Source organism: Actinocrispum wychmicini, from assembly GCF_004345645.1.
GTDB lineage: Bacteria > Actinomycetota > Actinomycetes > Mycobacteriales > Pseudonocardiaceae > Kibdelosporangium > Kibdelosporangium wychmicini.
On sequence record NZ_SLWS01000009.1, the window covers coordinates 131,475 to 150,593 of the forward strand.

Here is a 19,119-nt window from a genome sequence, read left to right on the forward strand (position 1 = left end):
TTGTCCCATCGGTGTTCCCGGAACGCAGCTATTTGAGGCTTGCCAGGGATGTGCTAGGCAGCTGGTCATGGACTCTACGACTCTGCCTGATCTTGTTTGTCGTTGGGGCCGTCCTGTACCTCGTGCCTGTAAACCAATTGGCTGCCCTTGTTGACGCGTTGTTGCACCGTAAGACGTAGACGCATCAATCACTGGACCCGCTTCCTGGCTAGAGTTCGACGATCCACACCACGCCCGTGACCCGACCAGCGGTCAGCGCGGCCGTGCCGATGGTGAGCACGATGGGTCGGCGGGCGGTGGTCTTCACGGGCGGGCTGGTCGCGGTCAGACCGGCCCGTTTCGGGCCGGTGGTCGACCAGGGGGCGGCGGTCGCGGCCACAGCGGGTTGCAGGTCCCCGGCGGTCTCGACCTGCAACGCGGCGGTCCCGGTGGCCGAGGCCAGCGCGGTGTCCACGTGCAGTAACGCGTCTACCACGATCGCGCCGGACGGGACGGTGTCGCCGCGCAGCACGATGTCCCCGACCGCGCCTCCGTCCACAGTGAAGTCGTACACGGCCGTGACGGGTTTGACGCGGCCGAGGCCGAGCCCGCCGAGGACCTTGCCGGTGTTCTCGAGGATCGGCATACCTGGGCTCCTGTCAGATTCCGGTGACCGTGCAGAACGCGGTGGGCCGGTAGACCAGCAGGGCCGCGCGCGCGTCGGCGCGGATGGCCTGCTTGCCGTTGATGAAGAAGTCCGCGTGGCTGTTGGACACCTGCACGTCCACGCCCCGCCGGGTCGAGAGCTCCGAGAAGTTCACGAAGTCCCCGACCACGGCGGTGTTTTCCGGTCCGGCCTCGCTCGGGCTGCCCCAGATGTACAGGCCGTCCGCCGTGCGCAGCAGCCGGATGTCCTGCCAGTCGTTCGGGTGGATGATCGCCGCGTTCGGCAGGGCACGGCCGGTCACCCGGCACTTTCACCATGCCCTTGTAGATCGCGTCCGGGACCGGGGTCGCCGCCCTTGGCCTGGGTCTGGATACCGGGGGTGTTGAGGATGCCGCGCAGGTTCGGCGCGGTCCCTTGCCGATCAGGATCTGTGCGTCCAGCCGCTGGCGCAGCATGAACGGCATCCGGTTGTCGACGTACCCGCGTGCCTGGGGCTCGTCGTCGAGCTGCTCGTCGGTGACCGGCAACCACACCGAGACCTTGCGCACCGGGGAGGTCTGTTCGGTGAGCTGCAACCCGGCCTCCGGATATGCCCCGGCTTCCGCTGTTTCCGCTGCGGTGTTGGTGAACACCGTCTCTTCCATGTAGACCACGGCGGCCTGGCTGGTGGTGGTCGCCGGGATGATGTCGATGATCTGGACCGGGCGGGTGGCGAACTCGACCACCTTGCCGGTCCGGAACGTTTCCGGCAGCCAGCCGGCCGTGGTCGAGAACAGGGTCTTCAGCTCCACGTCCAGGTGGGCTTCCGGCCCGACCTGTCCCTGAACGCCTTTGTAGGCAACGGATTCGGTGAACAGGTCACCGAACGACTTGGTCCCGGTCGGCTCGGCCGACGGTGCACCGGAGTCTGCACCGGGCTCGGTGAGCAGGGACGCCAGCCGGGCCAGCTCGGTGTCCAGATCGGTCAACAGCTCGGCGGACACGAGGCCGAGGCCCTTGCCCTTGGGGCGCCGCTTCGCCACGACGTCAGCGGCCCGATCATTGAGGTCGGTCACGGCGGCCAGGACCGCCCGCGCCTCATCAACCAGTGTCAGGGGGCCGCTTTTCACGGCCAGGGTGCGCGTGTCCACACCAGCGCCACGCAGGACCGGGGACACCTCATACACCCGGATGGCTTCCAGGAACCGGACCGGGCGGTCGTCCTGCTCACCGTAGGAGAAGGTGACCGGGTCGTACCCGTAGGGCCACTCCCGAAGCTCGCCCATCTGCTTGACCACCGCGAACGTGTCCCGCCCGGCGGTGGTGTCCAGGAAGAACTGTCCGTCCAGGATGGCTTCCCGCTCAGTGGTCCGGATGACACCTTTGCCGACCGGAAGCGCGCCCTGCCAGGTGGTGTGTCCGTAGGCGGAGATGCGGACCGGGGCGCCGTCGGTGAACGCCCCAGGTATGGCCACGTCCCCGTCGGAGTCGATCGCGTTCAGGGTGGCGAACACGGCGGTCACCTCGCCCCGATCGGGGTCCTTGACCTCCACACGGAGGCGTTTGGTGTTCACGATTGCTCCTCCGGTGGAGTCGGGACGCCGGTAGGCGACGGGGTGGTGGTGTTGGGGCGTTGGAGCTGGACACTGAACAGCCCGGTGTGCCGTAGCAGGGTGAAGCCCTCAGCGGCCACAGCGGCCGTGACCGCCGCGGCTTCGAACCCGGCGTCGACGAGTTGGCGGATGGTGGACGCCTGCCGGAACTGGATCTCCGCGACGTCGCGGCGGTCTTCGCGCAGGAACGGGATGTCGCGGTCGTCGTACCACAACGCGGCGCCCACAGTGGGCGGTGTCACCAGGTTCTGCAAGCTGGCGGCGGCCATCCTCCACAGTGGGCGGATCGTGCCGTCCGCGAACCTCCGGCGGGCCTGTGCGTAGTTGCGGTAGGTCGCCGCCGCGAGCCCCTCGGACAGGCCCACGATCACCGGCGGAACCCCCGCAGCGGCAGCGATCCGGGTCTCTCCGTGGCCCTGCACGCCTGTGAGGTCGACCTGTTGGAGATTGGTGCACACGGTCTTGACGTCCGCGCCACCGCCCAGGTAGAGCGTCCGATAGGCGTTGTGCGCACCCTTGTGGCGGGCGTCCATCGCGGCCCGGAACCGCTCGGGCTGCACGTCCTTGTCGAACGTCACCACCATCGAGGGCACCGCGCCGTTGTCGAAGAACCGCCGCTTGTGCACCGTCGCGGCCTTGTCCGACCCGATCTCTTCCAGAACCGGACTCAGCCAGGACATGCCCCGCCATCGGGCGGCCGGGTCGGGAATCGGCGAGTAGTGACACATCTCGTCAGCCAGCAACGCGTCCGGGTCCCCGCCCTGGCCCGGTCGCAGCCCGCCCAACGTTCCCGGCGGTGGTGGCGTAGAAGTTCCCCGCCAGCGACACGTCGGATTCCATCCGGGCCAGCAGTTCGCCCGTGGTGCCCGACGGCCACGGTTTCGCCAGGAGCGCTAGGTCGGGCGAGTCGAACCCGAACAGGTCGCCGGGTCGGCCGGCGTCGGTGAGCTCCCGCGAGGCGAACCAGGCTTCGGCGAACACCAGTTGCTGGGCCAGGACACAGGCGAACACCACGCCGTTGGTCTTGTACGCGGCCTGGACATAGCCGGCGAAGTCGTTCTCGACCCGTTCCCGGTTAGTGGTGCTGGTCGCCGCCCAGGACTCCCGGAACACGTCGAGCTGCCAGAACGGCGGTTCGGTCCACTGCTTACGCCCCCGACCGGACGGGGCGGTGATCTTGCGGGAGAGTCTCACGAGACCGCCACCAGGAACAGCACGGCCAACGCCGCGACCAACACGCCCGCGACCATCAGCCCGATCGGGACGGACAGCAAGGCGACACCGGTCACGACCAGCCCAGCGGCCAGCAGCAACAGCACGGCGAGAGCGATTTCGGGACGCGACATGGGGTCTCCTTCAGGCGTACACCGCCCACGGGTCGGCGGCCTGGTCCTCATCGGGCATCGTTGCAGCGGCTTGGAGCGCCAACACGTCCGCGATCCCGGCGTCGATCTTGCGCCGGTCCGGACCTTTCACGAACACGTACTTCGTGCCGCCGTCGTCATCCGCGTCCCGCACGTGCACTTTCGTTCTGTGCATGGCCAACACGTGATCCGTGGTGACCGCATCCCCGTCGTGCGAGTACGCGCCCTCAGCGAGGGCAGTCAGCCATCGGTCACACGCCCGCGCCATCCGAACCAAACTGTTGGTGTCGAAGAAGATCACCCGGTCGTCGCCGTAGGACTGCGCCCAGCCCTCGATCTCGGTGTGCCACTTCGCCGGGTCACACAGCATCAACCCCACCCGGTAGTGGTCGAACGCCCACGCCACCGCTTCATGTACCTCTGCCCGCGGGATGCGCCACCCGGGCGGCGCCTTCGCCGGGCGGGTCCACACGCGGATCACGAACGTGTGCGGCCGACCGTCCACCAACGTGCAGGCACGCAACGCGGTCGCGTCGTCCGAGATGGAACCGTCGAACCGAGCCCGACCCGGGCACCGCGCTCGACCTGGACATCAGGCCGGACCAGCGAGCCCCACCGGGCCGCGTGCACGGCCTTCAACCGGTTGTCGGTCGGCTGGTTGAACAAGAACCGCAACGCGTCCTCCCATGCGGTGTCCGGGTCGCGGATCTCGGCCACCAACCGATCCAGGTCCACCCATCGCGCGTCCCCGTAGGCGACCGCCAGCGCGACGCGCAGCTCGCCGTCCGGGGCGTCTTGGCTGACCTCGGGGGCCTGCACCGCGTCGTAGAACACGCCCGCCGTGGCCGTGGTCGCGGCCTTGTGGGTGTCCTCAGCCATCGACCCTTCACCCGGGGTGAAGCTGTTGGTGGTCTCGTACGACCGGCCGCGCATCTTGGCCACGTTGCGGCGCAACGTCTTCGCCAACGCCCGGCCTCCGTTGGACAGTGTCCACAGGTGGGTCTCGTCCAACACGGCGTAGGTGACCCGCTGGCCCTCCCGGGAGCCGGCCGACGCGGTGACCGGCTCCAACCGGCCCGGCCGATCAGTCAGGAAACACCGGGTCAACCCGACATCGATCCGCAGATCGTCGGCCGCGCGGCCGTCGTTCGCGGTGAGCAGCTCGTACAGCGCGCCATAGGTGTTGTCGGTCTGGTCTTCCGAACAGGCGGCGATCTGCACCCACGGCGGCGGGTCCCCGGCCGTGCCCCACGGCCGGGGACCGGGTCACCTGCCGCGTCCCAGCCGGCGAACCGGACCGGGCCAGCGAACTCCGCGACCGCCTTCACGGCCCCCAGCGGGGACTTGCCCCACCCTTTCGACCGGCGCGAACAGCCACGCCGGTACACGAACGCCCCGGTGACAGGGTCCAGTGCGAACCAGCGCACCACCAGTCGGGCTTGCTCATCGGTTAGCAGCAACGGCGCGTCGGGGTTGTTCGGGGCGGGCAAGTAGTCCGCCCACCACTCCAACAGAGCCCACCCCAACGACGGGAACTCACCCAGGTACTCAGGACCACGCCAGGGCATCGGCACCCCCGGTGGGTGGTCAGTCGTCCTGTTCGGACACCACCGTCAGATGCGAGTACCGGCCCGGCCGTGTGGACGAGGGCGGCTCGGCGCCCGGTTCGGTGATCTGCATCCGCAGCCGCTGCCGATCCTCGGGGTTGCGCCCAACTTGCCCACCCGCAACCGCAACTTGGGCGCGACCGAGGCCACCCCGGACCACAACTCGGCGTGCAACAGGGCCGTGTCCAGCAGGAAGTCCCAGTCAGTAGCGGTCATGGACTGGGCTTGTGGCGAGGTCCGCCAGGTGTTCCACCATTGGCGGGTCTGTTCGGGCCAGTCCACCGTGTCCGGCAGTTCCGGGCCGCGTACCTGCCCGTCCGGGGCGACCACGGTGGGCGGAGTCGGGTCCGCGTTGCGGCGGCGGCGCTTCGCAGGGTCTTTCGGAGTCGGGCCACGACCAGCCACGTGAACACCTCACAGACTGGGCAGGAGTCCTTCACCCAATCTACTGACGAGTAGGGTCTTTATGAAGGCGAGGTAGGCGCCGACTGCACACAAATGGAGCAGCCTCGTCCGCGCCTTCGTACTTCCGACGGTCCCCACAGGTCTAGTAAACGTGTCGCTCTGCGGCCCCCAGCCCGACGCAGGACACGGCGACTGCGTGGCTGGGGCCAATGGATAGGTCCCATCACCCAAGCCATTACCGGGTTAGCCACAATCGGCGCCCTCGTGCTTACTACGTTGTCACTGAAGGCGACCCAAGAGCAAAACGCGGAGCAGAACGCGCTAACCGCGCAAGGGCAGTACACCGACCGCTACACCAAGGCCATCGACCAACTCGGCCAGAAGGGAGACGACCGGCTACAGATCCGCCTCGGAGGGATCCACGCGCTCGAACGACTCGCCCATGACTCCCCATCCGACCAGCCCACCATCATCGAAGTCCTCACCGCGTTCGTGCGCACCAACACCAACGCCCCCTTCAGCACTGGCATCCGACTATGCGAACCGCCAACAGACATCCAAGCAGCGCTGACGGTCCTCGGCCGCCGAAACAGCGCGAACGACAACGGGACCCGTGTCGACCTCCACTACGCGTGTCTCTCGGTCACGGACCTGACCGGTGCGAACCTGGCCGGCGCGCACCTGTTCTGCACGAACCTGGCCGGCGCGGGCCTGATCGGCGCGAACCTGCGCAACGCAGACCTGGCCATCGCGCACCTGGACGGCGCGCTTCTGGCCGGCGCGGACCTGCATGGCGCGGACCTGACCGGCGCGTACCTCAACGGCGCGCTTCTGACCGGCGCGAACTTGCACGACGCGAACCTGACCCACGCGAGCCACAATTCAGCTACTCGCATCGACAACGTAGTAACGAGTTCCAAGACGACAGGTCAGTGGTGGTGATTCAGGTCGATGCCATTGCCACACGGATCAAGTTCACTCACCCGGACCAGCATTACGGCGGGCAGACCAGCCAGTCCGGCCACCCGGTGAACTACAGGTCCTTCGTCAAGTTCGCACGGAAACGAATGATGCGGGCGCTGTCCAGCCCCCAGACCCGTACACAATCGTGAAGGGGTAAGAGATGGGTCACGTAACCCCTGGTCAGCCTCGCGCGACCGGGGTCCCCCTACCGTCCCGCCCCCTCCACCCGTAGTTACACGCAGCGTGTGCGGCGCCGAGTGGTCCGTGCCGGCCGCCGTGGCGAATCGGAATCAGATGTTCAGCGGTCCTCGGGTCCTCGGGTCCGAACGGGGCACCACAGAGACAGCAGTGAGTTGCGGTTGCGATCACGGCCTCGCGGCGTCGCCGGTAGTCGGCACCGTATCCACGTTGGGTGGTCGTTCCTCGTTGTTCCGATCGGGCACGTTCGCGCCCCCGGCGGCATGAGGCGCAACGCGAACCGAGGGTGGGGGTACCGCAGTCCAGGCATGGGCGGTGTGGCATCTCAGCTCACCGCCAACCATGATCTTCGCCGTAACAGTGGTCGTCACCTACGGCGGCTATCAGCTCGTCGCCGTGTTCCTGTAACAGCTACGACGTCCATGCCTTGTCCACGGCCGACGTGCAATGCTGCCTGCGCGCTGCACCGGAAGGCGGTGCCGACACGCACACGCCCACTGGAAGGGCGGCAGCGGCGGAGGTCGGTGTACCCGCACACCCACACCGGCCCCCGCCCAACGAACGACCAACAGTGGCTGGGAATACAGGCAGCAAGTCTGCCGAGAACAGGCCCTGCCCTGAGCGGCAGTGACCACGCATTTCAGGGTCGCCTGCCATGTCTCGCGTAGTAACCTTGCGTAACCGTACTGGTCACCGTTAGTGCTGTTGATGTAGTCGTAGGAGCAGGTGGGCGACCGGCCAGGACTGGCCACCCGTCCCTGCCGTCTATCCTGACCTGCGGAAACTCTCCGGCAGACATATGTACCTAAGACAGGACTTGACTCAAGCCGTCCGAGCGGAGCGAGGACAGACAACACTGTCAGTGGGCGGCGGTAGCGTGGGGCACTATGGACGCTCGGGGACGGATCCGACAACTCGCCGACCAGGTGACGGCGCTGCGTGACGCGTACTACCAGGGTGCGCCGTTGGTGGCGGACGCCGAGTACGACGCGATCGAGGACGAGCTTCGGCGGTTGATCGACGAGAACCCGCAGTGGGCGCCTGTGCCGAATCCGCTGGAGCTGGTGGGTGCGCCGACGGTGCTGCACGCGCCGGTTCGGCATTCACGGCCGATGCTGTCGCTGGAGAAGGCGACTCGGCCTGAGCAGGTCGCGGCGTTCTTCGACCGGTTCCCCGGTCAGCCGGTGGTGGTGATGCCGAAGTTGGATGGGTTGTCGCTGGCGTTGGTCTTCCAGGACGGGCGGTGGGTGCGGGCGATCACTCGCGGTGACGGGACCACCGGCGATGATGTCACCCTGCTGGTGCGGGCGCTGGTCGACGGGATCCCTGAGCGGGTCGCGGCGTCGGGTCGGGTGGAGGTGCGGGGTGAGGCGGTGATGCTGCGGTCCACGTTCGCCGCCTACAACGCCGCGCATCCGGACCAGCCGCTGATCAACCCGCGCGGCGCCGCGGCCGGCACGTTGCGGGCCAAGGATCCGGCGACGGTCGCGGAGAGACGGTTGCGGTTCTTCGCGTTCGACCTGGACACCACGAACCCCGGTGATGTGCGGGTGGACCTGCAGGAGGCGTTGGGCACGCTCGGGTTCACCGCCGCCGAGATGCGTCATTGTGCCGACGCGGACGCCGCGCAGGCGGTGATCGAGGCGATCGAGCAGGGGCGCAACGACCTGGACTACGACCTCGATGGTGCCGTGCTGCGACTGGCCAACCGCGACGCCTACGCCGCCGCCGGGACCCGGTCGAACTCGCCCCGCGGCGCGCTGGCGTTCAAGTTCGCCGCCGAGGAGAAGACCACTGTGCTGTCCGATGTGGTGTGGGACGTCGGCAAGACCGGCAAGATCGCCCCGGTCGCCCACTTGGAACCGGTGTTCGTGGGCGGTACCACGGTCACCCGCGCCACCCTGGCGAACCAGGAGGTGATCCGCGCCCGGGGCATCAAGATCGGCGACACGGTGCTGGTGCGCCGGGCGGGCGACGTGATCCCGTTCGTCGCGGGGGTGCTGGACGCCTCGAAACGCACCGGCGCCGAGCGGGATATCGTGCCGCCCACCGGCTGCCCGTCGTGCGGGCAGCCGCTGACCGAGCAGGGTAACAGTCGCGAACTGTTCTGTACCAACGTTTCCTGCCCCGCGCAGACGGTGCGGCGGTTGATCCACTGGGCCTCGCGGGCCGCCGCGGACATCGAGGCTGTCGGTCCGGTGTGGATCGAACGGCTGGCCGAAGTCGGGATCTTGGAGCACCCGTCGGACTTCTACCGGCTGACCGCGGAGACGCTGCTGGAGTTCGACCGGATCGGTGACGTGTCGGCCGCACGGATGATCGAGTCGATCGACGCGAGCCGTCGGGTCGGGTTGCGCCGGGCGCTGATCGGGCTGGCGATCCCGATGGCCTCCGAGGGCACCGCCACCCGCTTGTGCCGCGCGGGATTCAGCTCGCTGGAGGAGGTCGCGGACGCCACTGAGGACCAACTCGTGGCCGTCGAGGACATCGGACCGAAGGTCGCCGCGTCACTGAGCATGCACCTCGCGCGGCTGCGGCCGGAACTGGAACGGCTCCGGGAGCGTGGTGTGTCCCTGGACGTACGCGACGAGGACCTCCCGCCGGTCGTCGCGTCCGACGCGCCGCTGGCCGGCAAGACGGTGGTGATCACCGGCGCGATCAGCGACCCACGCACCGGCGAGAAAGTCCCCCGGCCGACGTTCCAGCGGCTGTGCGAGAAAGCCGGCGCGACTACCGCGTCCTCGGTCTCGGCGAGCACCGACCTGCTCATCACCGGTGGTGACGTCGGCGCCGCCAAACTCACCAAGGCCGAGAAACTGGGGGTCGAAGTCGTCGACCAAAGCCAGATCTGGGATCAACTCATCGCCGCCAACATCGCGTAACCCCGGTCGCGGTGACTATCGTGCGGGGTCACCTGTTCGGGTGTGCGCGATGGGGCGAGGAGTGCGCGGATGGATCTGGAACTTCGCCACCTGCGGGTCCTGTGCGCGATCGCCGACGCCGGGAGCGTCGGCCGGGCCGCGGGCCTGCTCGGGTACTCCCAGCAAGGGCTGAGTACCCAGCTCCAGCGGATCGAACGGTACTTCGGCGAGCCGCTGTTCGAGCGCAACACCGTGGGGGTGGAGCCGACAGGGTACGGCGCGGAAGTCCTTGCGCAGGCGCGTGACGTCGTGGCCAGGGCCGATGCCATCGGGCGGCGACGGGCCGCGGACGGCACGGAACAGCGGCAGGTCCTCAGGCTGGCCGCGACCAACTCGCCGGTGCTGGCCGGGATGGTCGGCCGGATCCGCAGCCGCCTGCCGGCGCTGGCGTTGACCGTCACCAGCGTCTACGCCTCCTCCGACATGATCGACCTGTTGGAGCGGGGCGAGCTGGACACCGCGATCGGCGCCGACTATCCCGGCCTGGAGCTGCGGCATTCCGACGCCGTGTCGCATCGGGGTATCGTCACCGAGCCGTCGTTCGTGGCGTTGCCGGCTCAGCATCGGCTCCGGCACGGCACCGAGGTCGCGCTCGCCGACCTGGCCGACGACGCGTGGTTCCTGACCCCGGACGACGGGGCCGGCTGGCCCGGCGTGTTCTACGCGGCGTGCACGGCGGCCGGCTTCACCCCGGCGACGATCCACGAGTTCCTCGGCGACCAGCTCCAGCTGCAGAACATGATCGCTGACGGGCTCGGGGTGTCCATGGTGCAGGCGACGATCAGGCCCATTCCCGGGGTGGTGGTGAAACCGCTGACCGGCACGCCGCTGTGGTGCCGGTACGTGCTCGCCTGGCGCCGGGAGAGCGTCACCGACGATGTCGTCGAGACGGTTTTCAGTTCCGCCGCCGCGACCTATCGGGATCTCATCGCGCAGGCTCCCCATTTCCAGACGTGGGCGTCGCGAACGTATCGCCCCTGAAGCCCGGCATGTTGTGGCGAGTTCGCTGATTGTGCTGTCCCTCAAGGCATTGTCTCCGGCCGACGCGGATGAGACGTTTCGCATCGTTCCTCGCTGAGCGGTTCTTCAGGTATCCGAATCCTTGAGGGAGTAGCGATGCGCCATCGATTTACCCTGCCCAGAATCCTGGCCGTCGGCATAGCAACGTCCATTACGGCAGCCGGTCTGCTGACCGCGCCCGCCACGGCGTCCCCGGCCCGCCAAACGGCGTCGGCGGATCAGTCCGCCAGCCGCGATTCCGAACGCCCTGCTTTGCGGTCCGCTCCGCTGCCTGCCACCTTGCGGGGCGCGCCAGTCGAGCTGAGCCAAGCCAAGCCGCGGCCAAGGACCGCGGCGGTCCTGGCGTCCTGCACCACCGCCGATTTCGCCGGCCGGACCGGTGACACGTTGGTGTCCTACATCAAATCGATCGACTGGTTCACCTGCATCAACCCACTGTTCGACTTGACCGGCTCGGACGCGCGGGCCGTGTTCAAACAGTCCCAGATGCTCTCCGTGGCCAACGGCGTCACGAACACCGCGTCGTCCTACCCTGGCGACGATTCCACGGGCATCTACGAGCTGCTGTACTTCCTGCGCGCCGGCTACTACGTGCAGTCCAACCACCCGTCCGACGTCGGCCCGTACGACGCGCTGACCGACGCCGTGAAGTCCGGGTTGACGAGGCTGTTCAACCACCCTCGGTCCAACGACGTCAGCGCGGGCAACGGCGATGTGCTGTCCCAGGCGGTGATCGTCACCGACAGCGCGAACGTGCAAGGGGCCTACCTGAACGTGTACAAGCGGATCCTCAACGCCTACGCCAGCGCGTGGGACGCGTACCCGAGCATGGACAGGGCCCTCAACGCGGTCTACACACCCCTGTGGCGGGGCAACCAGAACCCGGCGTTCGTCACGGCGGTCACCGCGGACCCAAGCATTGTCGACGCGTTGTACAGCTTCGCGATCAACCACCGCGACCTGCTCGGCGGCGCCAACGACGTCCTGGCTTCCAACGCCGGCAACGACCTGGCCCGGATGGTTGAGCACACGGCGTTGCGGGCCAAGATCCGCCCACTGGTCAAGGGGCTGCTGACCGCCTCGTCGATCACCGGGCCCACCGCGAACCTGTGGGTCCACGTCGCCTTCCAGACCGGCCAGTATGACGCGGCACAGTGCTCGTACTACGGCAACTGCGACCTGCCCGCCCAGCTCACCGCCGCGTCGTTGCCGGTCAACTACGCCTGTGACAACCGCACAATCCGCGCGCAGGCGTTGACCGCGAGCGAAGTCGCCGCGGTCTGCGCGAGCCTGCGCGGCCAGGACCCGTACTTCCACAGCCAGGTCAAGGACAACGGGCCGATCCCCGGCCAGTACGAAGCGAAGGTCACGTTCGGGATCTGGGCCGGCAAGTGGGACTACTCCGTCTACTCCTGGGTGATCTACGGCAACGACACGGACAACGGCGGCGAGACCCTCGTCGGCGACCCCAGCGATCCCAACAACATGGTCGTGACGGTCATGTACCAGAAGCCGTTCGACGACGGGTTCGTCGCCCGGGTCTGGAACCTCAACCACGAGTACACCCATGTGCTGGACGGCCGGTTCGACACCCAGGGCGGCTTCGACGGTTCGCTGCCGGACATCTGGTGGATCGAAGGCGTGGCCGAGTACATCTCGTACACCTACCGGGGGATCAGCTACCCCGAGGCGATCGCCGAGGCGGGCAGGCACACCTACCGGTTGAGCACCCTGTGGCAGACCACCTACGCCAACGCCGACTCGACCCGGATCTACAACTGGGGCTACCTGGCGGTGCGGTACATGATGGAGAAACACCCCACCGACGTCTACGCCATGCTGGCCAGGTTCCGGGTCGGTGACTACGCCGGCGGGATCGCGGTCTACCAGAACGGCGTCGGCACCCGGTACGACGCGGACTTCGACGCCTGGCTCACCGCGATCGCGGGCGGATCGGCCAGCACGTGCACGAACCCGGATCCGCGCGTGATGGACCGCAACTGCGCCCGCGCCAACCGGTCCGCCACCGCGGGCAACCTGGACTACCTGTACATCTGGCTGCCGGCCGGCACGGTCGCCCTGAAGATCACCACCAGTGGCGGCACCGGCAACGCTGACCTCTACTACAACCCCGACACCTGGGCCACAAGCACCGCGTACACCGCCCGCTCGACCAACGCGGGGAACAACGAAACCATCACCGTCACCAACACCACGTCCGGCTACCGGTACGTCAGCCTGTACGCCGTCACGGCGTTCAGCGGAGTCACTGTCACCACCCAGTACTAGTCCCCTAACCGGCGGGTCCCTGCCCGGGGACCCGCCCCCACAGAGGTGAACACCCCGAATGAACCAACGGCACGCGGTGACCGACCACGTCTTCACCGTCCCGCTCGACCACGACGACCCCACCGGGCCCACGATCGAGGTGTTCGCCCGCGAGGTGGTCGACCCGGCCCGAGCCACCGACACGTTGCCCTGGCTGCTGTTCCTGCAGGGCGGGCCGGGGGGCAAGGCACCCCGCCCGCAAGGCCGGTATCCGGGCTGGCTCGCGCGTGCCCTCCGCACCCACCGGGTGCTGCTGCTCGATCAACGCGGAACCGGCCGAAGCACACCGGTCGTGGCGGCCAGGTTCCCGTCCGACAAGGACCTTGCCCGCTACTTGTCGCTGCACCGCGCCGACGCCATCGTGCGCGACGCGGAGCTGATCCGTCGTCAGCTGTGCGGCGACGAACCGTGGGAGACGCTCGGCCAGAGCTTCGGTGGGTTCATCACCTTGACCTACCTGTCGTACGCGCCGGAAGGTCTGCGGGCGTGCCACATCACCGGCGGGGTACCTGGACTAGACGCCACCGCCCAGGACGTCTACCGACGCACCTACCCCCGGGTCGACGCCAAGAACACCGAGTACTACACGTACTACCCCGACGACGCCGCCATCGTGCGCCGGATCGCGGACCTCGCCGACACCGGCCGGATCCTCCTCCCCGACGGCGACCTGCTCACCACGCGTCGGCTGCGCACCCTCGGCCTGGCGTTCGGCATGGGCGATGGCTACGAGCGGGTCCACTGGATCCTCGACGACGCGTTCGACACCGCCGGGGACCTCACCGACACGTTCCTGCTCCAGGTCACGCAGCAGACAGGATTCGTGGACAACCCACTGTTCACCGTCCTGCAGGAGGCGTGCTTCGCCCAGGACGCGCGGCCGACGGCGTGGGCCGCACACCGGATCGCGGCCGAACACCCCCGGTTCAGCGCCGAGGCGGACCCGCTGCTGTTCACCGGCGAGATGATCTACCCCTGGATGTTCGAGGACATCAGGGCCCTGCGGCCGTTCGCCGACGCGGCCGAACTGCTCGCGTCCTGGACCGACTGGCCACCGCTGTACGACCCACGGCAACTGGCCGCCAACCAGGTCCCCGTCGCCGCGATCGTCTACCACGACGACATGTACGTCGACGCGGAACTCTCGCTGCGCACGCTGCGACAAGTGGGCGCGGCCTGCGCCTGGGTGACCAACGAATGGCAGCACGACGGCGTCAACGCCGCTGGGGACACTGTGCTCTCGCGCCTCATGGACATGACTGCGGGCCGCCTCTGACGACCGGATACGATGGTGGTGTGACGACGTTCTTCTTCCACCTGCGCTAGGCCGCCGCCAGCGCCTCCGTTCGTACGCCGCGTTGGCGAGGCGGGGTGGGGTTGTCCCGCTCCGGGCTCTCGCGCGTGGAGTTTTCTTGCGTCACCACTATGTCGCCCGCACTGTGCGGGGGATCGAACATGTCGTCGCCGCCGAGATCACCGACCGCCGGTTCGGCTCGGTGGACGCCGTTCGGCACCGTGAAGTGTGGTTCCGGGGGTTTCCGGACGCCGTCCGGCTGCGGACCGCCGACGATCTGGTCCGGGTCCTGGCCGTCGTCGACGACATCGGGCCCACGAAGGCCGCCCTGACCACGTTGGCCGACGCGGCCGCCGAGCTGGTTTCGTTGCCGGATAAGGAAGTTGACGTCACGGCGTCGTTCCTCGGACGCCGCAACTACAACCGTTACGACATTGAGGACACCGTCGGCCGGGCGCTCGAACAGCGGCTTCGGCTGCGTTATCACCCGCGTCGGGCCGGTCGGCATCGGCCGCGGTGCGGCGCGACCGTGCGCGTCACGATCGAGGACAAGCGCGCCATGATCGGCCTGCGTGTTCTGGACCGGCCGCTGCACCAACGTGACTACCGCACGGTGTCCCGCCCTGGCGCGTCACATCCGCCGTTGGCCGCCGCGATGTGCCGGCTCGCGGACAACCCGCGCAGCTTGCTGGATCCGTGCTGCGGTGTCGGGACGATCCCGATCGAGGCCCGCGCTCTTGGCGTCCAAGCCATGGGCACCGATGTCGAACCGGCGGCGATCCGTGCGGCCGCGACGAACGAACCCCGGCTGCACTGGTCGGTGGCGGACGCAGGCCGGCTACCACTCACGGACGGCGGCGTGGCGGCGGTCGTGACGAACCCGCCGTGGGGCGGCCAGGTCTCGGCGGGCGGGTTGCCGCTGCACCGGTTCTGGGCGGAGGTGCGGCGGGTGCTCACCCCTGAGGGGCGGGCCGTCGTGCTGATGCCCGAGCCGGAACGGTGGCTGCCCGACGCGGAACGCGCCGGCTTGCGCGCCAGGTCAGCGCTGCCCGTTCGGTTGCACGGCGCGTCACCGTCCATTGTGGTGTTCGACTGAACTTGGGAGGTTCGCACAACAGGGGGCGGTGAGTTCCGTTCGTTGCGATGAACCACGCGATGGCTGAAACGAGCAGGATCAACCGACCTGACGGGCGGAGGATCAGCATGGCGACCATGACGGCGCTGGGCGAACGGACGGTCGGCGGCCGGTGGCCCGGCTATCTGCTGCGCCGGCTGACCCGGCTGGTCGTCTCGATCTGGGTGCTGGTGACCGCCTCCTTCTTCATGATCTACCTCATTCCGGGCGACCCGGTGCGGGCGGCGATGGGGATGCGGGCCTCCCCCGAGGCCGTCGCCGCCCGGCGGGCCGCGCTGGGCCTGGACGATCCGATCTGGTCGCAGTACCTGCACTACCTGGGGAACACGGTGACCGGGCGGTTCGGGACGTCCATCGTCACCAACGTCGACGTGTCGCAGACCATCGCGCAACGGCTGCCGGCGACGGTCGAGATCTCGGTGTTGGCGTTCCTCGTGGTCGCGCTGATCGCCGTGCCGCTCGGGCTGGTGGCGGCGGTGCTGACCCGGGGCGGTCGGCGACCGGTCCTGCAACTGGGGTTCGCCGGCGGCACGATGATCATCGCCGCGATCCCCGACTTCCTGTTCGCGGTCGTCCTGGTCTACCTGTTCGCGGTGCAGTTCGGCTGGTTGCCGGTGGCCGGCCGCGGCGATCTTTCGTCGTACATCCTGCCGGTGACAGCGCTGGCCGCCAGTCCGATCGGTGTGCTCGCACGCATCGTGCGCATCGAGACACTGTCGGTGCTCGGTGAGGACTTCATCCGGACGGCGCGTTCGAAGCGGTTGCCCGCGCGGCTGATCTATCTCCGCCACGCCATGCCGAACGCGCTGACCGCGACCCTGACCTTCGGCGGCATCCTGCTCACCGGTCTGATGGCCGGAACCGTGCTGGTGGAGAACGTGTTCGCGTGGCCGGGCCTGGGGACCACGATCGTCCAGTCGATCCAGCAGAAGGACTACCCGACCGCACAGGCGATGGTCCTGGTCTACGGCGGCCTGGTCCTGGTCGTCAACCTGGTCGTGGACCTGCTGCTGGCGCTGCTCAACCCGCGAACGACCCTGAAGGAGACCTGATCCGTGGTCAGCCGACGTGGAGCGGTGTGGCTCCCAGTCTTTCGCAGTCCGGTCGGCGCGTCCGCCGCGATCCTGCTCGTGGTCGTCCTGATCACCGCGATCGTCGCGCCGATACTGTGGAGCGACCAGGCGGCGGCGGTCGACACGGCGGCGATCCAGCGGGCGCCCAGCGCGAAACACCTGCTGGGCACCGACGGCCTGGGCCGGGACATCCTCTACCGCCTGCTCGTCGCCACTCGTCTGACAGTCGAACTCGCTGTGCTGGCAACGCTTGTCGGCACGGCGCTCGGCATCGCACTCGGAACGGCCCCTTCGGTGCTGGGGCGACGAGCGGGGACCGTCGTCACCGCGATCGTCAACATCGCCGTGGCCTTTCCCGGTCTGTTGCTGATTCTGTTCTTCGCCGTCGTCTTCGGGGTCACCACCCAGGGCGCCGTGCTCGCTCTCGCGGTCGCGATGGCGCCTTTCTACGCCCGGCTGACCCAGACGCTGGCGGCGGCGGTGGCGGGAAAGGACTTCGTCGCCGCCGCGCTGGCGTCGGGCGTGTCCCGCATCCGGATCCTCACCCGGCACATCCTGCCGAACATCGGCGAACAGCTGGTCGTCAACGCCATGATCGGGGTCGGCGGCACCCTGTTGACGTTCGCCGGCCTGTCGTTCCTGGGGATCGGCATCCAACCGCCGGACTACGACTGGGGTCGCATCCTGAACGAGGGCGTCGCCAGCATCTACGTCAACCCGGCCGCGGCGCTCGGGCCCGCGATGCTGGTGGTGCTGGCCGGGCTTTCGTTCAACCTGTTCGGTGAGGCCGCGGCGCAGGTCATCAGTGGCGAGCGGACGTCTTCGCGGCGCGGTGTCGGTCGACCGTCGCCCACTGCACGCGACGACGAGCACGACGACACCGTCGAGCCGATTCTGCACGTGCGGGATCTGCGGGTCTCCCATCCGGTGCGCGGTGGGTGGACGAGTCCGGTCCGCGGGGTGAGCTTCAGCCTCCGGCGGGGTGAGGCGGCCGCGATCGTCGGCGAGTCCGGCTCCGGGAAGAGCCAGACCGCGTTGGCGATCGCCCAGTTGATCGAGCGTCCCGGACTGGTCACCGCCGAGGCGCTCACGTTCGGCGGCCTGCCGCTGGCGCAGGCGCCCGGCCGGGTGCTGGGGACGTCGCTCGCCATGGTCTTCCAGGACCCGATGACGTCGATGAACCCGACCATGAAGGTGGGCCGGCAGCTGGCCGAGGTCGCCGAACACCACCAGGGCATGAGCCGGACCAGAGCCCTGGCCAAGGCGGTCGACCGGCTCCAGTCGGTCCGGATCCCGTCCGCCGCCCGTCGGGCCCACCAGTACCCGCACGAGTTCTCCGGTGGAATGCGGCAGCGCGCGATGATCGCGATGGGACTGATGGGGACGCCCAAGCTGATCATCGCCGACGAACCCACCACGGCACTCGACGTCACCGTGCAGAGCCAAGTCCTTCGACTGCTCGCGGACGTGCGGGAGACGGCGGCCACGGCGGTGTTGCTGATCTCGCACGACATCGCGGTGGTTCGACGCTTCTGCGACCGGGTCCTGGTGATGTACGCCGGGCGGATCGTCGAGGACATCCGCGTCCGGGATCTCGTCACCGAGGCCAGCCACCCGTACACCCGCGCGCTGCTCGCCAGTGTCCCCGACATGAGCACCGACCGCACCCAGCCGCTCGCGTCCATCCCGGGTCGGCCGCCGCACCCGGACGAACTGCCGCCCGGCTGTGCTTTCGCGCCGCGGTGTCCGGCCGCCGACGAACGATGTCGAACCGACGACCCCGCCCTCGTCCACCTCGGCGAACGACACAGGGTGGCGTGCTGGCACCCACGAACTCTGGAGCGCACAGGTGAGTGATCTGCGGTTCGAGAACGTCTCTGTCCACTATGGAGCGTTGACCGCGGTCCGGGACGTCAGCCTGCTCGTCCCGGCCGGCAAGGTCGTCGGCCTGGTGGGCGAATCCGGCTCGGGAAAGTCCACTTTGGCCCGAACGGCGGTCGGGCTGGCGCCGGTCAGCGCGGGCCGGGTCACCTTGGCCGGCACCGATCTCGGCGCACTGCGCCGGCAAGGAAAACATCCCCTGCAGATGATCTTCCAGGACCCGTACGGGTCGCTGAACCCGCGGATGACCATCGGCGAGTGCGTCGCCGAGACCATGCCGCGGGCCAGCCGGGCGGCGCGTCGAGCGGAGGCCTGCCGGCTGCTCGAACTGGTCAACCTCGATCCGGCGACCGCGACCGCGCTGCCCGGCCGGTTGTCCGGCGGTCAGCGGCAACGTGTCGCGTTGGCGCGGGCTCTCGCCGGACAACCCGAGGTCATCGTCGCCGACGAGATCACCTCGGCGTTGGACGTCTCGGTTCAGGGCACTGTGCTCAACACGATCCGCGCGCTGCAACGCGAACTCGCGCTCAGCATGTTGTTCATCTCCCACAACCTGGCTGTCGTCCGGTATGTCAGCGACTTCATCGCGGTCATGTACCTGGGCCACATCGTGGAGGCCGGCCCCGCCGAGCAGCTGCTCGCCAGTCCGCAACATCCCTACACCCAGGAGTTGTTGCTCGCGGCCACCGCCT

The 19,119-nt window shown here is 68.4% G+C and carries 16 protein-coding genes and 1 pseudogene; 9 read left to right on the plus strand and 8 right to left on the minus strand.

Features of this window, described 5'->3' with window-relative positions; all coding sequences use genetic code 11:
- Positions 1-208: 208 nt before the first annotated feature.
- From EV192_RS36245 to EV192_RS36275, 8 genes are all read right to left on the minus strand, one after another.
- A complete protein-coding gene (locus EV192_RS36245; RefSeq protein ID WP_207926437.1) occupies positions 209-538 on the minus strand; it encodes a hypothetical protein in 330 nt (109 codons plus the stop codon).
- Positions 469-2,199: a phage major capsid protein gene (locus tag EV192_RS55065; protein WP_207926439.1), complete on the minus strand. Its 1,731-nt coding sequence runs from the start codon at positions 2,197-2,199 to the stop codon at positions 469-471. Before EV192_RS55065 ends, EV192_RS36245 begins: the two co-directional genes overlap by 70 nt.
- A complete protein-coding gene (locus EV192_RS36255; protein WP_165960813.1) occupies positions 2,196-3,023 on the minus strand; it encodes a phage portal protein in 828 nt (275 codons plus the stop codon). Before EV192_RS36255 ends, EV192_RS55065 begins: the two co-directional genes overlap by 4 nt.
- A complete protein-coding gene (locus EV192_RS36260; protein WP_132123144.1) occupies positions 2,971-3,432 on the minus strand; it encodes a hypothetical protein in 462 nt (153 codons plus the stop codon). Before EV192_RS36260 ends, EV192_RS36255 begins: the two co-directional genes overlap by 53 nt.
- The gene (locus EV192_RS54300) at positions 3,429-3,584 is read right to left on the minus strand and encodes a hypothetical protein (protein ID WP_165960814.1); all 156 of its coding nucleotides are present in this window, start codon (positions 3,582-3,584) and stop codon (positions 3,429-3,431) included. The genes EV192_RS36260 and EV192_RS54300 overlap by 4 nt, the downstream gene beginning before the upstream one ends.
- A 10-nt stretch (positions 3,585-3,594) precedes the next feature.
- Positions 3,595-4,107: a hypothetical protein gene (locus EV192_RS36265; RefSeq protein ID WP_132123145.1), complete on the minus strand. Its 513-nt coding sequence runs from the start codon at positions 4,105-4,107 to the stop codon at positions 3,595-3,597.
- On the minus strand, positions 4,080-4,823 hold the full coding sequence (locus tag EV192_RS36270) for a hypothetical protein (RefSeq protein WP_132123146.1): 744 nt from the start codon (positions 4,821-4,823) through the stop codon (positions 4,080-4,082). Before EV192_RS36270 ends, EV192_RS36265 begins: the two co-directional genes overlap by 28 nt.
- Before the next feature lie 392 nt (positions 4,824-5,215).
- On the minus strand, positions 5,216-5,614 hold the full coding sequence (locus tag EV192_RS36275) for a phage terminase small subunit (RefSeq protein WP_132123147.1): 399 nt from the start codon (positions 5,612-5,614) through the stop codon (positions 5,216-5,218).
- A gap of 264 nt (positions 5,615-5,878) precedes the next feature.
- Between EV192_RS36275 and EV192_RS36280 the strand changes: the two genes are divergently transcribed.
- The 9 genes and pseudogenes from EV192_RS36280 to EV192_RS36320 all read left to right on the plus strand — a co-directional run.
- Complete coding sequence (locus EV192_RS36280) at positions 5,879-6,556, plus strand: pentapeptide repeat-containing protein (protein WP_165960815.1); 678 nt, start codon at positions 5,879-5,881, stop codon at positions 6,554-6,556.
- A 1,106-nt stretch (positions 6,557-7,662) separates the two neighbouring features.
- On the plus strand, positions 7,663-9,657 hold the full coding sequence (gene ligA, locus EV192_RS36285) for an NAD-dependent DNA ligase LigA (protein WP_132123149.1): 1,995 nt from the start codon (positions 7,663-7,665) through the stop codon (positions 9,655-9,657).
- A gap of 69 nt (positions 9,658-9,726) precedes the next feature.
- A complete protein-coding gene (locus tag EV192_RS36290) occupies positions 9,727-10,677 on the plus strand; it encodes a LysR family transcriptional regulator (protein ID WP_132123150.1) in 951 nt (316 codons plus the stop codon).
- 135 nt (positions 10,678-10,812) lie between these two features.
- Complete coding sequence (locus tag EV192_RS36295) at positions 10,813-13,005, plus strand: M9 family metallopeptidase (protein ID WP_132123151.1); 2,193 nt, start codon at positions 10,813-10,815, stop codon at positions 13,003-13,005.
- A 58-nt stretch (positions 13,006-13,063) separates the two neighbouring features.
- Complete coding sequence (locus tag EV192_RS36300; RefSeq protein WP_132123152.1) at positions 13,064-14,320, plus strand: alpha/beta fold hydrolase; 1,257 nt, start codon at positions 13,064-13,066, stop codon at positions 14,318-14,320.
- Between the two features lie 136 nt (positions 14,321-14,456).
- Complete coding sequence (locus EV192_RS36305; RefSeq protein WP_132123153.1) at positions 14,457-15,434, plus strand: methyltransferase domain-containing protein; 978 nt, start codon at positions 14,457-14,459, stop codon at positions 15,432-15,434.
- Between the two features lie 107 nt (positions 15,435-15,541).
- Entirely contained in the window at positions 15,542-16,525 is a 984-nt protein-coding gene (locus tag EV192_RS36310; protein ID WP_132123154.1) for an ABC transporter permease, read from the plus strand.
- Positions 16,526-16,528: 3 nt separating this feature from the next.
- Entirely contained in the window at positions 16,529-18,403 is a 1,875-nt protein-coding gene (locus EV192_RS36315; protein WP_132123155.1) for a dipeptide/oligopeptide/nickel ABC transporter permease/ATP-binding protein, read from the plus strand.
- A pseudogene (locus tag EV192_RS36320) lies at positions 18,396-19,112 on the plus strand (ATP-binding cassette domain-containing protein); the annotation flags it as partial. The gene EV192_RS36315 and the pseudogene EV192_RS36320, both read left to right, overlap by 8 nt.
- Positions 19,113-19,119 lie beyond the last annotated feature (7 nt).